Source organism: Methylomicrobium lacus, assembly GCF_041897535.1.
Classification (GTDB): domain Bacteria; phylum Pseudomonadota; class Gammaproteobacteria; order Methylococcales; family Methylomonadaceae; genus Methylomicrobium; species Methylomicrobium lacus_A.
On record NZ_CP169217.1, the window covers coordinates 410489 to 425841 of the forward strand.

Genomic DNA, 15353 nt, shown 5'->3' on the forward strand with positions numbered 1-15353 from the left:
CCTTATTTTTTCGCGGCTTCTTTTTTGGGTTCTTCTTTTTTCGGCTCAACGGCTGGCGCAGCTTCCTTTGGCGCAGCTGTTTCAGCGGCTGGTACAGTAGTTGCTGCCGGTTGAGCCGCGGCAGGTGCTGGTGCCGCTTCAGTTGCCGGTTGAGATGCAGCAGGAACCGTAGTATCGACTTTCACGCCTTCAACAGGCGGCAATGCCACGCTTTCTTTATCGCTGGCTGCACCGCTCATGATGTCGGTTGCGCCGCCACGATGCCCGTTGAATACCGCAAGACCCAGGCTGGTCGTAAAAAACAGCGTTGCCAGAATCGCGGTGGTTCTGGACAGAAACGAGGCTGCGCCTTGTGCTCCGAAAACCGAGCCGGAAGAACCGGTGCCGAAAGCCGCCCCTGCGTCGGCGCCTTTGCCTTGCTGCATCAGCACCAGGCCAATGATGCCTAAGCCCAGCAGGACATGAATTATTATAATAGCCTGATACATAGAAAGTCTAAAAAAATTCTTAAATCGAGTGATAAATCTTCAGGAAAGAATCGGCATCCAATGACGCGCCGCCGATGAGGCCGCCATCGATGTCGGGCATCGCGAACAGGCCTTTGGCGTTATCCGGTTTGCAGCTGCCGCCGTACAAAATCTGCAGTTTCGCTGCGATGTCCGCATTTTGCTTTGCAAAATAATTGCGGATATACGCGTGGACTTCCTGCGCCTGATCGTCGGTAGCGGTCTTGCCGGTGCCGATGGCCCAGACCGGTTCGTAAGCAATTACCGCGGCTTTGAAGGCTTCGATACCGGCGGCTTTAATCACCGCATCCAGTTGTTCATCTATCACCGCGAAGGTTTCGTTCTGCTCGCGTTGCTCCAGGGTTTCGCCGACGCACAAAATCGGGATGATGCTTTGCGTTTGCGCCTGAATAAAACGTGCAGCGACCGATTCGTTGGTGTCGCCGTAATAGCTGCGTCTTTCGGAGTGGCCGACGATCGCATACTGAACACCGAACTCCGCCAGCATCGCGGCGGAGATTTCGCCGGTGTAGGCACCGGAAGCCTTATCGGCGATGTTTTGCGAGCCAAGACCCAAATGAGTGCCTTTGACGAGTTCACTGACGGCCGGAATTTGAACGTAAGGTGCACAAACCGCAATATCGCCATCGGTGTTACCGAGACCAGCAAGGATGCCTTGCACGAGCGATTTTGCGCTGGCAAGCGAGCCATTCATTTTCCAATTGCCAACAACCAGAGACCGACGCATCATTTTCCCCTCAATGAACTAAATCGCGCATGATATAGTAAATCGCGCCGGTTTTCAAGCCTGCATTGAATTTCTAACCACGTCGGCGAGTTCGTTCGCATACTCATTGACCGTGTCCGTATAACGGCCTTCGACCATCACCCGAATCAACGGCTCGGTCCCGGAAGCGCGCAGCAGCACCCTGCCCTCGCTGCCGAGCTTTTGCTCGACGGCCTTGACCGCTTTTTGAATCGGCTCGCTCTGATCGGGATTGATCCTTTTCTCGGTTTTGACATTGACCAGCACCTGCGGAAATTTTTGCATGCCGGATTTCAACTCGTAGAGCGTTTGTCCGCTGTTGTGCATTTCGGCCAACACCTGCAAAGCCGAGATGATGCCGTCGCCGGTCGTGGTCCTATCCAGACAGATGATGTGGCCGGAGCCTTCGCCGCCGAGCAGCCCCTCGTGTTCGACCAGCATTTCCATCACGTAGCGGTCGCCGACATTCGCGCGCAATAATTTGACGCCCAGATGCTTCAAGCCGATTTCCATGCCCAGATTGGTCATCAAGGTGCCGACCACGGGCCCGTAAAGCAGGCCTTCCTGCAAGCGGGATTTGGCGATGATATAAACCAGCTCGTCGCCGTCGACGATTTCGCCCTTATGATCGACCATGATCAGCCGGTCGCCGTCGCCATCGAGTGCGATGCCTAGATCGGCCTGCTCCGCCAGAACGGCCTGCGCGAGGTTGTCCGGATGCGTCGCGCCGCATTTCTCGTTGATGTTAAGACCGCTCGGTTCGCCGCCGAGCACGACCACGTCGGCGCCGACTTCGCGGAACACATGCGGTGCAATGTGATAGGTCGCGCCGTGCGCACAATCGATCACGATCTTCAGCCCCTTGAAGTCGAGCCTTGGCGGCACGCTGGCCTTGCAAAACTCGATATAGCGACCGGCCGCATCGACCACGCGCTTGGCCTTGCCGAGACTCGACGAATCGACCGTGGTCATCGGCGCATCCAGGTAGTACTCGATCTGTTCTTCGACTTCATCGGGCAGTTTGGTGCCCAACACCGAAAAGAACTTGACGCCATTGTCGTAGTAAGGGTTATGCGAGGCGCTGATCACGATGCCGGCCTTCGCGCGCAGCGTACGGGTCAGATAGGCGATGCCGGGCGTCGGCATCGGTCCCAACAGGCGGGTGCCGACGCCGGCGGCAGTCAGCCCCGACTCGATCGCGGACTCGAACATATAGCCGGAGATACGCGTATCCTTGCCTACCAACACGAAACCGGAGCCTTCGCTCGCAAACACCTTACCGGCGGCCCAGCCAAGTTTCAGAAAAAAATCCGGCGTAATCGGATAGTTGCCGACCGTACCGCGAATCCCGTCGGTTCCAAAATATTTTTTAGCCATGTTCAATCATCCTGCGTGGAAAAGATTCAGAGTCAACTTATACAAAAAAGAAAGGAGAGACTACGGGCAGGCAGCCTCTCCTTGTTGATCAAACAATCGGTTCGTTCAGCGACGCCTAATTTTGTTTGGCGGTTTCACCTACGGGCCCGAGTTTGTCGTCTTTCGAATTGGTATCGCCGAGCGAAGGAAACGAAGACGGAGTGGAATCGTCCCAGCCCTGCGGCGCTCTGACCGGTTGCCGCGCCATCAGATCGTCGATCTGATATTTATCGATCGTTTCGTATTTGATCAACGCCTCGGCCATCGCATGCAGAATGTCGATGTTTTCCTTCAAGATGTTTTCGGCGCGCTCGTAGTTGCGGTCGATGATCGAACGAATCTCTTCATCGATTGTATGGGAAGTTTCCTCGGCAACCGTCTTGTGTTGCGTGACCGAACGCCCCAAAAACACTTCGCCTTCTTCCTCGCTATACGCCAGCGGCCCCAAACGTTGGGATAAGCCCCATTTGGTGACCATGTTCCGGGCCAGTTCGGTCGCACGCTCAATGTCGTTCGAGGCGCCGGTGCTGACCTGTTCCCAACCGAAGATCATTTCTTCGGCGATGCGGCCACCGTACAGGCTCGAAATCATGCTGTCCAGCTTTTGCTTGCTGGCACTGTACTGATCGCGTTCAGGCAGGAACATCGTGACGCCCAGAGCGCGTCCGCGCGGCATGATGCTGACCTTGTAGACCGGATCATGTTCGGGCACGATTCTGCCGACGATGGCGTGACCGGCTTCGTGATACGCGGTCATCTTCTTTTCCTTGTCGTTCATCACCATCGAGCGCCGTTCCGCACCCATGATCAGCTTATCCTTGGCTTTTTCGAGGTCGACCATATTGACCACACGCTTGTTCGAGCGCGCCGCAAACAATGCGGCTTCGTTGATCAGGTTCGCCAGATCGGCGCCGGAGAAACCCGGCGTGCCTTGCGCGATATATTTGATCTCGACATCGGTGTCAGTCGGCACTTTTTTCAGATGCACTTTCAGAATTTGCTCACGGCCTCTGACATCCGGCAGACCGACGGTGATTTGCCGATCGAAACGACCCGGACGCAACAAGGCCTTGTCGAGCACGTCGGGACGGTTGGTCGCCGCGATTACGATGATGCCTTCGTTGCCCTCGAAACCGTCCATTTCGACCAGCAACTGGTTCAGGGTCTGCTCGCGTTCGTCGTTGCCGCCGCCGAGACCGGCGCCGCGCTGACGGCCCACCGCATCGATCTCGTCGATGAAGATGATGCAGGGCGCATGCTTTTTCGCCTGGTCGAACATGTCACGTACCCGCGAGGCACCGACGCCGACGAACATTTCGACGAAATCCGATCCGGAAATCGTAAAAAACGGCACCTTGGCTTCGCCGGCGATCGCGCGGGCCAACAAGGTTTTACCGGTGCCCGGAGGTCCGACCATCAACGCGCCGCGCGGAATTTTGCCGCCGAGGCGCTGGTATTTGGCGGGGTCCCGCAGGAAATCGACCATTTCGACGACTTCTTCCTTCGCTTCGTCACAGCCTGCGACATCGGCGAAAGTGACCTTGATCTGATCTTCCTCGAGCATGCGCGCCTTGCTCTTGCCGAAGCTCATCGCGCCGCGCGCGCCGGCGCCGCCGCCCTGCATTTGGCGCATGAAAAAGACCCACACCGCAATCAACAGCAGCATCGGCCCGAACGACACCAACAACTGCATCAGCAGCGAAGGCTGCTCCGGCGGCGTGGCCTTGATATCGACACCGTTAGCCAGCAAGTCGTCGACCATGTGCGGGTCGTTCGGCGCATAGGTCCTGAATAGCTGTCCGGTCTGCAGTTTGCCTTTGACCACCTGCTCATCGATCATCACCTGACTGACCTGGCCGGATTTGACCGCCTCGATGAACTGCGAATAGGACAACGTCGAATCCGCACCTTCCATCTGCGGACCGAAATTGTTAAAAATGGACATCAGCACGACGGCGATGACCACCCATAGAATTATATTTTTCAACATTTCGTTCAATTTACACGACCTGGGCCGCTAGGGCTCTCGTAATAAAACAAGTCTCATTATACCAGCACACCGGCGCATTGCCTGCCGATATTTCCTGTATTCGCATCGCAAAAAACCATTTCGGCGCAATTTCCTGCCATTTCTACTGAAATGAGGATGTTTTCTGTCATTTAAAGCCTCGGGCCAGCAAATAAACCTCATTGCTGCGGGGGCGCGAAGCCTTCGGCTTTCTGATCAGCACCTTCGCGAATGCCTGCTGCACCTGTTTGCAATACGCCTCGAAGCCTTCGCCCTGAAACAGCTTGACCAAAAACACTCCGTCTTTTGCCAGCACGGCCTGTGCCATTTCCAGCGCCAATTCGCCGAGATACAGCGCACGCGGCTGGTCGACGCCCTTGCTGCCGCTCATGTTCGGCGCCATGTCCGACATCACCAGATCGACGCGCTTGCCTTCGAGCGCCGCCATCAACTGATCGAATACCGTTTGTTCGCGGAAATCGCCCTGAATGAACTCGACTCCGTCGATCGGCTCAATATCCAGAATATCCAGCGCGATGATCTGGCACTGATTGCCGAGCAGCTGTTTGGCATATTGCGACCAGCCGCCCGGGGCGGCCCCGAGATCGACGATACGCATCCCCGGCCGCAGGATATGGTCTTTCTCCTGTATCTCCTTCAGCTTGAATACCGCGCGCGAGCGATAGCCAAGCTTCTGTGCCATTTTGACGTATTCGTCGTCAAAATGTTCCTGCATCCAGCGACTGCTGCTTTTTGTTCGGGCCATGGCAAAAATTTTTGGTGTAGAATAGGCTTTTTGTTTAGGAAAATTGAGTGAACTCAACGGATAAGAAACAACTCCGGGCCGAGGCGCACAGCCAAAAACCGGTCATCATGATCGGCCAGGCCGGACTGACGCCCGCGGTCCTGGCGGAGATCGAAATCGCGCTCGACAGCCACGAGTTGCTTAAGGTTAGAATACGCGCCGAAAGGGAAGATCGCCAAACGATCAGTCAGGAAATCATCGCGTCGACCGGCGCCGAACTGATTCAGATGATCGGACAAATTGCGGTGTTATACCGACCCAATCCCGAAAAAAGGATCAAAAAAGCGGCGCCAGCCAAGAAGCCAAAGCCGAAAAAGGCCTTCAATAACCGCCGCTAAAAACCACAAGGTTCAAGGCAGACGCATGATGATCCCGGCGCCTTGAACCCTGTCTTCGCACTTAAATATACTCGACCGAGATAATTTCGTATTCGACATTGCCGCTCGGCGCCTTCACCGTGACGACATCGCCGGTTTCCTTGCCGATCAACGCACGCGCAATCGGCGAACCGATCGAGATGCGGCTCTCCTTGATATTCGCTTCGTCTTCGCCGACGATCTGGTAAGTCACCGTCTTGCCTGAATCCAGATCCTCGATCTCGACGGTCGCGCCGAACACGACCTTGCCGTTCGGGTCGAGCTTGGTCACGTCGATCACTTGCGCATTCGACAATTTCGCTTCGATTTCCTTGATGCGGCCTTCCGCGAAACTTTGCTGTTCGCGCGCCGCGTGGTATTCGGCGTTTTCCTTCAAGTCACCGTGTTCGCGCGCGGTCGCGATCGCCTGAATGATGCGCGGACGGGTCACCGTTTTCAGTTCTTCCAGTTCCGCGCGCAGTTTTTCCGCGCCTTTCACGGTAAGAGGTACTTTCGTAGTCATTTAATTTACAACTCCAATCACTTTAAACATTCCTTTTTGGGAATTCAAACTTAGTGCGATTCCGCAACGCTTCGATGCAAATCCTGCAAGCAGTTCACACTGCCCGCATCCAGTTCGCCTAACGCATAGCAGGCCGCTTTCGCGCCGGCCATCGTGGTGTAATAGTTGACCCGGTGCTGCAAAGCTTCGCGGCGCATCGTGAACGAATCGGCGATCGCCTTCTTGCCCTCGGTGGTGTTGATGATCATCTGAATCTGGCCGTTTTTGATCATATCGACCGTATTCGGGCGGCCCTGATTCACCTTGTACACCACCTCGCAAGGAATGCCCGCCTCCTGCAACACCTTCGCGGTGCCGCCGGTCGCAACGATTTCGTATTTCTTATCGGTCAGCATGCGAGCAATCTCGGGCAATTTCGCTTTGTCCGCATCCCGGATGCTGATCAACACCTTGCCGCTGTGGTTCAGCTTGACGCCGGTCGCGCGCTGCGACTTCGCGAACGCCTCGCCGAAGGTCTTGCCGACCCCCATCACCTCGCCGGTGGATTTCATTTCCGGCCCGAGCAGCGGATCGACGCCGGGGAATTTCACGAACGGGAAGACCGCTTCCTTGACCGAGAAATAATCCGGGATACGCTCCTCGGTCACGCCCTGCTCGGCCAGCGATTTACCGACCATGCAGCGCGCGGCGATTTTGGCCAGCGGATAACCGGTCGCCTTCGACACGAACGGCGCGGTGCGCGAGGCGCGCGGATTGACTTCCAGCACATAGATGTCGGTGCCCTGAATCGCAAACTGCGTATTCATCAGGCCTCTGACGCCCAGGGCTTCGGCCATCGCCCGCACCTGCTCGCGCAGACGGTCCTGCAATTCCACCGGCAATTCATAAGGCGGCAAGGAACAGGCCGAGTCGCCCGAATGGATGCCGGCCTGCTCGATGTGTTCCATCAGGCCGCCGATCAGCACGTTCTCGCCGTCGTAGATCGCATCGACGTCCATCTCGACCGCATCGTCGAGGAAACGATCGAGCAACACCGGCGAATCGTTCGACACGCTGACCGCCTCTTTCATGTAGCGCTGCAGGCCTTCTTCGTTGAACACGATCTCCATCGCCCGGCCGCCCAATACATAGGAAGGCCGCACGACCAACGGATAACCCAGCTCCTTCGCCGCATTCAAGGCCTGCTCGACCGAGCGCGCGGTCGCATTCGGCGGCTGTTTCAGATCCAGGCGTTCGAGCAACTTCTGGAAGCGCTCGCGGTCTTCTGCCAAATCGATCGAATCGGGCGAAGTGCCGATGATCGGCACGCCGGCCGCTTCCAATGCACGCGCGAGTTTCAGCGGGGTCTGGCCGCCGTATTGCACGATCACGCCCTTCGGTTTCTCGATATGCACGATCTCGAGCACGTCTTCGAGCGTCAAGGGCTCGAAATACAGCCGATCGGAGGTGTCGAAGTCGGTCGAAACGGTTTCCGGGTTGCAGTTGACCATGATCGTCTCGTAGCCGTCTTCGCGCAGCGCCATCGCCGCGTGCACGCAGCAGTAGTCGAATTCGATGCCTTGCCCGATCCGGTTCGGACCGCCGCCGAGAATGATGATCTTTTCGCGGTCCGACACGCGCGCCTCGCATTCTTCCTCATAGGTCGAATAAAGGTAAGCCGTGTCGGACGAAAATTCGGCCGCGCACGAATCGATGCGCTTGAAGACCGGGCGCACGCCGAGTTTGTGACGGACGTTGCGGACTTCGGATTCGGTCGCTCCGAGCAGTTTCGCCAGGCGTTGGTCCGAAAAACCCTTGCGCTTCAGCCTGAACAACTCGCCTTCTTTCAGCGTCGCCAACGTCTTGGTCGCCAGCGATTTTTCGGTCACGATCAAATCCTCGACCTGCGCCAGGAACCAAGGGTCGATCTTGCTGGCCTCATGCACGGCTTCGAGCGACATGCCGCTGCGGAACGCATCGGCGACGTAGCGCAGTCGGTCCGGGCCGGGATGGCGCAGTTCGCGCTGCATGTTTTCGGCTGCATCGACTTCCTGCATGTCGATGATTTCGTCGAGTCCGCTGATGCCGATTTCGAGGCCGCGCAAGGCTTTTTGCAGCGACTCCTGAAAGGTGCGACCGATCGCCATCACCTCGCCGACCGATTTCATCTGCGTGGTCAGACGGTCGTCGGCCTGCGGAAACTTTTCGAAGGTGAAGCGCGGCACCTTGGTAACTACGTAGTCGATCGTCGGCTCGAACGAGGCCGGAGTCTTGCCGCCGGTGATTTCGTTCTTCAGTTCGTCGAGCGTATAGCCGACCGCGAGTTTCGCGGCAACCTTCGCGATCGGGAAGCCGGTTGCTTTCGATGCCAGCGCGGACGAGCGCGACACGCGCGGGTTCATTTCGATCACGACCATGCGGCCGTCTTTCGGATTGATCGCGACCTGTACGTTCGAACCGCCGGTATCGACCCCGATTTCGCGGAGTACCGCCACCGCGACGTTACGCAAGATCTGATATTCCTTGTCGGTCAAGGTTTGCGCGGGCGCGACCGTGATCGAGTCGCCGGTGTGCACTCCCATCGGATCGAAGTTTTCGATCGAGCAGACGATGATGCAGTTGTCCTTCGAATCGCGCACGACCTCCATCTCGAACTCTTTCCAGCCGAGCACCGATTCCTCGATCAACAGTTCGTTGGTCGGCGACAGATCGAGCCCGCGCTCGCAGATTTCGATGAATTCCTCGCGGTTATAGGCAATGCCGCCGCCGCTGCCGCCCATCGTGAACGACGGCCGGATGATCGTCGGATAGCCGACTTCCTGCTGCGCGGCGAGCGCTTCTTCGAGCGAGTGCGCGGTCTTCGACTTGGCGACCTCGAAACCGATCTTGCGCATCGCCTGATTGAACAGTTCGCGGTCCTCGGCCTTGTTGATCGCTTCCTTGCTCGCGCCGATCATCTCGACGCCGTATTTTTCGAGCACGCCGTTCGCATCCAAAGCGAGCGCGCAGTTCAAGGCGGTCTGCCCGCCCATGGTCGGCAAGATCGCGTCCGGGCGTTCCTTTTCGATGATCTTCTCGACCGTCTGCCAGTCGATCGGCTCGATATAGATCGCATCGGCCATGTCCGGATCGGTCATGATCGTGGCCGGATTCGAATTGACCAGGATCACCCGGTAGCCTTCCTCGCGCAGCGCCTTGCAGGCCTGCGTGCCGGAATAATCGAACTCGCAGGCCTGGCCGATCACGATCGGGCCCGCGCCGAGTAATAAAATCGATTTGATGTCGGTTCTTTTTGGCATGGTTTCAATATAGGTGCAGGGTTCAAGGCCCAAGGCGCGGGACTAAGAGATCACTCTCCTTGAACCTTGCGCCTTGTATCCTGAACCTCAAAATCATTTATTCATTAATGCGATGAAAGCGTCGAACAACGACTCGACATCGTGCGGACCCGGACTCGCTTCGGGATGGCCCTGGAAGCTGAACGCGGGACAATCGGTGCGTTCGATGCCTTGCAGACTGCCATCGAACAGCGAATGGAACGTCGGAATCACATTGGCGGGCAGGCTGTCCTTGTTGACCGCGAAGCCGTGGTTCTGGCTGCTGATCATCACGCGCCCTGTCGCCTTCTCCTGCACCGGATGGTTCGCGCCGTGGTGGCCGAATTTCATCTTCTCGGTTTTCGCTCCGCTGGCCAGGGCCAATAATTGATGACCGAGGCAAATGCCGAATACCGGCGTTTGGGTTGCGAGAATTTTCTGGATCGCTTCGATCGCGTAGGTGCAAGGCTCCGGATCGCCGGGGCCGTTCGAGAGGAACACGCCGTCCGGCTTCATCGCCAGCACCGTCTCGGCAGGCGTCTCGGCCGGCACGACCGTGACGCGGCAGCCGCGATTGGCGAGCAGGCGCAGAATGTTGCGCTTGATGCCGAAGTCATAGGCGACCACATGCTTGGCCAGATGTTCGGCCTTTGTGTGCCCCTTGCCGAGTTGCCAGGTGTTTTCGGTCCATTCGTAAGTCTCGGTTGCCGACACGACCTTCGCCAGATCCATGCCCTTCAAGCCCGGAAAACCGTCGATCGCAGCTTTCGCGGTGTCGACATCGACCGTTTCGCCGGCAATGATCGCACCGCGCTGCGCGCCCTTGTCGCGAAGCAGTCGGGTCAGTTTGCGGGTGTCGATATCGGCGATCGCGACGACCTGATTGGCCTCAAGATATTGCCGCAAGGTCTGCTCGGAACGAAAATTGCTGGCCAGCACCGGCAAATCCCGGATGACCAGGCCGCTCGCGAACACGCGCGCAGACTCATCGTCTTCGCCGTTGCAGCCGGTATTGCCGATATGCGGGTAGGTCAATGTCACGATTTGTTTGGCATAGGAAGGGTCGCTCAGGATTTCCTGATAACCGGTCATCGCAGTATTGAATACGACTTCACCTACCGAGCAGCCGTCGACGCCGATCGACACGCCATGAAATACTGTCCCATCCTCCAAAACCAATAAAGCGGGTCTAGTCAAACACGTCACCTCTAAATGCACAAAACGGGATGAATCCGTACGAACGCATCCCGTTATAAAATTGAAATCGTGCCATTTTACTAAAAATCACAGGGCTTGGTCATTAACAATTTTTCCAAATGGACGTCTTAGCCCTATTGCCCCGAGGCTTTCTCGCGCCAAGCAGACCGAAACGTCTGCCGACGTTATATTGGGAGGGAAGCCGGCAGACGTGTATGAAAAATTGGCCGCAGGTAGGCGCCAACTTCAGGAGTTGATTCGGCAAGCAGAGCAAACAGCTTTATCGCTTGCCCGTCATTATGCTGGGAAGGCGGACAGATAAAGCGCTGCCCGCATTGATTGACTGGCGCGTTTCAAGGCCAGAAATCATTTTCCGACCATGGCCGCTCCGAAAAAGCCCAGCACCTCGCCAATCGGATTGGCCACAGCGATCGTACTGCTGCCGGCGAATAACAGTCCCACGGCTCGGGGATTCGTAGTGACATCTTCCACCATCAGCGAACCCGAGTCGCCACTATCAAGGAATTTACTCAAATTATTTCCTATCAGGATTTGACCTGTGAAGGTCTTAGTAAACGCGACACCGCCGGCGCACTCGCTATCATAGTCCACCGAAATCGTGGCGTTCAGACCGGAAACCTTACTTCGGGTCAGTCCGGTGGTGCGGCCGCTCTTCTTGACCGCCTGGTTTATCGAGGCCGTAATGGTGGAGGCAGAGAGCGTGCCGATTTCGAGGATGGCGCCGTCGCTTCGAACCGCTCCTGAATCAGCCTGAGCGATCGCCGCATCGACATTGGCGTCGGGTAGGGAAGCGCTTCCCGCCAGCGCCGCCACATTCTGCGTTTTGTTTGCACTGCAGCTTGCATCAATCAGGCCGGGCTGGACAATGGCATCCCCATTGGTTGCAACGATGCTATTACCGCCAGGAACGATATCCGACCGCAGCACATGGTAATTGCTGAGGATATATTTGTTGCCGCCTGTTTGTATCAAGGAGCCGAGCGTGCCGCCGCAGCAGTAGCCGTTCGCCTGATCATCCCCCCACCCGCCTGACGTACCGAGTTGAATAGGCAGACTCTGTTTCGCCTTGTGATCGACACGACTGCCGCCAAGAGGAAGATTTAATCCGGGTATCAACCGCACCATCGAACGAAAAGGTTCAGTGGCTTGAACCGACACCGGAACTCCTTTGATATACTCCGGAATAGCCCGCACAATGTCCGCTATGTTCGGGCGTCCAGAATTGACAAACACCAGCAAGGCGAGCTCTCCCAGAGGACTTAGACCCACCGCAGTGCCGAGGACACCGTCTGTCGCCATCAGCCCATCGGTCACCAAATCCTGCACGGCGATAATTTCCTTTACCCTGGGATTGGCGGTCGTCAGCAGCGCATCCTGCCCTTTCGCGGATGCCGGCATCGGCACCGCCGCAGCGATCGCTGCGGCGGCCAATAACGCCGCTTTAAGCAAGCTATCTTTCGTTCTCATGGTATTTCTCCTCAAGGAGTATGGAAGGAATAGACTTCTCTTGATTTAATTATTGAAGTCAAGAGACATCATATTACCAACGCATTACCATTCGGTTAAGAATCGATGAACGACAACGTATTCAGCGAAGCATAGACCGATTAAACTCCATCAGAACAAAAATTCACGAAAGATTAGCTCACCCTGCCATGGCACTGCTTATACTTCTTGCCTGACCCGCAAGGGCACAAATCATTCCGGCCGACCTTGTCGCCGTAACGGACGAACGGCTGTGCGGCCAGCGGATCGCTTTCGGCCTCTTCAGGCTCCAGCTCCGAGCCATCCAGAGCCGGCGCCTCGGCATGTTCGAAATGCATTTCCTTCGGCGCCTGCGCCTGGCGTTGGGCGTCGATCGCCTGCACATCCTCTTCCTGTCTGACCTGCACCTTGCACAGTATCGTGATCACTTCGTATTTGATGTGATCCAAAAGATGCGTGAACATTTCGAACGCTTCGCGCTTGTATTCCTGCTTCGGATCTTTTTGCGCGTAGCCGCGGAAATGGATGCCCTGGCGCAGGTAATCCATCGCCGCCAGATGCTCCTTCCAGCTGTTGTCCAGCACTTGCAACATCACCGATTTTTCGAAATGCTGCATGACGCCCTGAGTGATCTTCTTTTCCTTGTCCTTATGCGCCTGCTCCATCGCCTCGACGATGCGCGCGCGCAGCGACTCTTCCTGAAGCTTGCTGTCCTCGTCGAGCATTTTCTGAATCTGAATCTCGACATGGAATTCCTGCTGGATATGCTCCTCGAGCCCGGCGATATCCCATTGCTCTTCCATCGAACGCGGCGGAATGTATTGGGTGATCACATTGTTGACCACGTCTTTCCGAATCGCGGTGATGATGTCGGAGATTTCGTCGGCCGCCATCAGCTCGTTGCGCTGCGAGTAAACGACTTTACGCTGATCGTTCGCGACATCGTCGTAAGCCAGGATTTCCTTACGGATGTCGAAGTTGCGCGCCTCGACCTTGCGCTGGGCGTTTTCGATCGCGCGGGTCACCCACGGATGCTCGATCGCCTCGCCGTTGCCCATGCCGAGCTTCGCCATCAACGCCGCCACGCGGTCGGAAGCGAAGATACGCATCAGGTCGTCTTCGAGCGCCAGATAAAAGCGCGTGGAGCCCGGGTCACCCTGACGGCCGGAACGGCCTCTGAGCTGGTTGTCGATACGCCGCGATTCGTGGCGCTCCGAGCCGATCACATGCAGGCCGCCGCTCGCGATCACCTGATTGTGACGATCGAGCCAGGCGCCGCGCACATGCGCTTTTTCTTCGTCGCTCGCATCGGGCCCCAAGGCTTTCAGTTCGGCTTCCAGATTGCCGCCGAGCACGATGTCGGTGCCGCGGCCCGCCATGTTGGTCGCGATCGTGACCGCGCCGGGCTGGCCCGCCTGTTCGACGATATGCGCTTCGCGTTCGTGCTGTTTCGCATTCAGCACTTCATGCGGAATGCCCTGTTGTTTCAACAAGTTGGAAAGCAATTCGGAGTTTTCGATCGAGGTAGTGCCGACCAGGACAGGCTGTTGGCGCTCGACGCAGCGCTTGATGTCTTCGGCGACCGCCTGATATTTTTCCGCGGCGGTCAAATACACCAGATCGCCCATGTCCTTGCGGATCAACGGCCGGTGCGTCGGAATCACGACCACTTCGAGACCGTAAATCTTGTTCAGCTCGAACGCTTCGGTGTCGGCGGTGCCGGTCATGCCGGAGAGCTTGTGATAGAGACGGAAATAATTCTGGAAGGTGATCGAGGCCAGCGTCTGGTTTTCGCTTTGAATCGGCACATGCTCCTTCGCCTCGACCGCCTGATGCAGGCCTTCGGACCAGCGCCGGCCCGGCATGATGCGGCCGGTGAATTCGTCGACGATGATTACCTGATTGCTCTGCACGATGTAATGCACGTCCTTTTTGAACAGCGCATGGGCGCGCAGCGAAGCGCTCAAATAATGCATCAACCGGATGTTCGAGGCGTCGTAAAGGCTGCTGTCCTCGACCATCAGGCCGTGCTCGACCATCAAGCGCTCGACGCGTTCATGACCTTCCTCGGTCAGATGCACCTGCCGTGTTTTTTCATCGACAAAATAATCGCCGGGTTCGCCTTCCTTTTCCTGTTTGGTCAGATAAGGGATGATCGCATTGGCCTTGACGTAGATTTCGGAGCTTTCCTCGGAAGGCCCGGAAATGATCAACGGCGTCCGCGCCTCATCGATCAGGATCGAATCGACTTCGTCGACGATCGCAAAATGCAGTTCGCGCTGTACCTTTTCTTCGAGACTGAACGCCATGTTATCGCGCAGATAATCGAAGCCGAATTCGTTGTTGGTGCCGTAGGTGATATCGCAGGAATACGAATGGCGGCGGGCGTCATAATCCATCTGACTGATGATCACGCCGGTGGTCATGCCCAGGAATTCGTACAGGCGCCCCATCCATTCGGCGTCGCGGCGCGCCAGGTAATCGTTCACGGTGACCACATGCACGCCGCGTCCCGGCAAGGCATTCAGATAAGCCGCCAAGGTCGCCATCAGGGTCTTGCCTTCACCGGTCTTCATTTCGGCGATCTTGCCGTCATGCAGGATCATACCGCCGATCAACTGCACGTCGTAATGACGCATGCCGAACACCCGCTCCGAGGCCTCCCGAACCGTCGCGAAGGCTTCCGGAATCAGATTGTCGAGCTTTTCGCCCTGTGCAAGCCGGTCGCGAAATTCCTGTGTTTTCGCCTTTAAGGCTTCATCGGACAGCTTTTTAAACTCATCAGACAAGACATTGATCTTCTTGACCAATTTTCTTTTCTTTTTAATCAGCCTGTCGTTTCGGCTCCCTACAACAAATTTGACCAGCTTACCCAGCATGTTATTTCCGAAATTTAGTAATTGTGAATCAAAAACCCCGATTATAACCTTTTTGCCGTTTTTTTTATAGCGATAGGGTACCCATCGGCAACAGC

11 protein-coding genes are annotated in these 15353 nt (G+C 56.6%); 1 reads left to right on the forward strand and 10 read right to left on the reverse strand.

The features are described 5' to 3' along the window. Positions 1-2: 2 nt before the first annotated feature. The 5 genes from secG to rlmE form a co-directional block, all read right to left on the reverse strand. A complete protein-coding gene (secG, locus tag ACEPPP_RS01795) occupies positions 3-488 on the reverse strand; it encodes a preprotein translocase subunit SecG (protein ID WP_374089354.1) in 486 nt (161 codons plus the stop codon). Positions 489-507: 19 nt separating this feature from the next. Beyond that, the gene (tpiA, locus tag ACEPPP_RS01800; RefSeq protein WP_374090864.1) at positions 508-1254 is read right to left on the reverse strand and encodes a triose-phosphate isomerase; all 747 of its coding nucleotides are present in this window, start codon (positions 1252-1254) and stop codon (positions 508-510) included. A 54-nt stretch (positions 1255-1308) separates the two neighbouring features. Beyond that, entirely contained in the window at positions 1309-2649 is a 1341-nt protein-coding gene (gene glmM, locus ACEPPP_RS01805) for a phosphoglucosamine mutase (protein WP_374089355.1), read from the reverse strand. 115 nt (positions 2650-2764) lie between these two features. Beyond that, positions 2765-4678: an ATP-dependent zinc metalloprotease FtsH gene (ftsH, locus tag ACEPPP_RS01810; RefSeq protein ID WP_374089356.1), complete on the reverse strand. Its 1914-nt coding sequence runs from the start codon at positions 4676-4678 to the stop codon at positions 2765-2767. Between the two features lie 166 nt (positions 4679-4844). After that, on the reverse strand, positions 4845-5462 hold the full coding sequence (gene rlmE / locus ACEPPP_RS01815; RefSeq protein ID WP_374089357.1) for a 23S rRNA (uridine(2552)-2'-O)-methyltransferase RlmE: 618 nt from the start codon (positions 5460-5462) through the stop codon (positions 4845-4847). 47 nt (positions 5463-5509) lie between these two features. Between rlmE and yhbY the strand changes: the two genes are divergently transcribed. Further along, positions 5510-5839, forward strand: coding sequence for a ribosome assembly RNA-binding protein YhbY (yhbY, locus tag ACEPPP_RS01820; protein WP_374089358.1), 330 nt, complete (start codon positions 5510-5512; stop codon positions 5837-5839). A gap of 61 nt (positions 5840-5900) precedes the next feature. Here the strand turns inward: yhbY and greA are convergent, their stop codons facing one another. The 5 genes from greA to secA all read right to left on the reverse strand — a co-directional run bounded on the left by greA (position 5901) and on the right by secA (position 15258). Beyond that, positions 5901-6380 carry a transcription elongation factor GreA gene (greA, locus tag ACEPPP_RS01825; RefSeq protein ID WP_374089359.1) on the reverse strand — a complete coding sequence of 160 codons (480 nt, stop codon included), beginning with the start codon at positions 6378-6380 and terminating at the stop codon, positions 5901-5903. Positions 6381-6430: 50 nt separating this feature from the next. Then, positions 6431-9658 (reverse strand): carbamoyl-phosphate synthase large subunit, encoded by a 3228-nt coding sequence (gene carB, locus ACEPPP_RS01830; RefSeq protein ID WP_374089360.1) that lies wholly within the window; start codon positions 9656-9658, stop codon positions 6431-6433. 93 nt (positions 9659-9751) lie between these two features. After that, complete coding sequence (gene carA / locus ACEPPP_RS01835; protein ID WP_374089361.1) at positions 9752-10873, reverse strand: glutamine-hydrolyzing carbamoyl-phosphate synthase small subunit; 1122 nt, start codon at positions 10871-10873, stop codon at positions 9752-9754. A gap of 366 nt (positions 10874-11239) precedes the next feature. After that, positions 11240-12361, reverse strand: coding sequence for a hypothetical protein (locus tag ACEPPP_RS01840; RefSeq protein WP_374089362.1), 1122 nt, complete (start codon positions 12359-12361; stop codon positions 11240-11242). A gap of 173 nt (positions 12362-12534) precedes the next feature. Next, positions 12535-15258, reverse strand: a complete 2724-nt coding sequence (gene secA / locus ACEPPP_RS01845) for a preprotein translocase subunit SecA (RefSeq protein ID WP_374089363.1) — start codon at positions 15256-15258, stop codon at positions 12535-12537. Positions 15259-15353: the final 95 nt, after the last annotated feature.

Bases quoted from the DNA above. Each gene is read 5' to 3' on its own strand.
- glmM (WP_374089355.1), bottom strand. From the start codon at position 2,649: ATGGCTAAAAAATATTTTGGAACCGACGGGATTCGCGGTACGGTCGGC.
- carB (WP_374089360.1), bottom strand. From the start codon at position 9,658: ATGCCAAAAAGAACCGACATCAAATCGATTTTATTACTCGGCGCGGGC.
- secG (WP_374089354.1), bottom strand. From the start codon at position 488: ATGTATCAGGCTATTATAATAATTCATGTCCTGCTGGGCTTAGGCATC.
- tpiA (WP_374090864.1), bottom strand. From the start codon at position 1,254: ATGCGTCGGTCTCTGGTTGTTGGCAATTGGAAAATGAATGGCTCGCTT.
- secA (WP_374089363.1), bottom strand. From the start codon at position 15,258: ATGCTGGGTAAGCTGGTCAAATTTGTTGTAGGGAGCCGAAACGACAGG.
- rlmE (WP_374089357.1), bottom strand. From the start codon at position 5,462: ATGGCCCGAACAAAAAGCAGCAGTCGCTGGATGCAGGAACATTTTGAC.
- greA (WP_374089359.1), bottom strand. From the start codon at position 6,380: ATGACTACGAAAGTACCTCTTACCGTGAAAGGCGCGGAAAAACTGCGC.
- ftsH (WP_374089356.1), bottom strand. From the start codon at position 4,678: ATGTTGAAAAATATAATTCTATGGGTGGTCATCGCCGTCGTGCTGATG.
- ACEPPP_RS01840 (WP_374089362.1), bottom strand. From the start codon at position 12,361: ATGAGAACGAAAGATAGCTTGCTTAAAGCGGCGTTATTGGCCGCCGCA.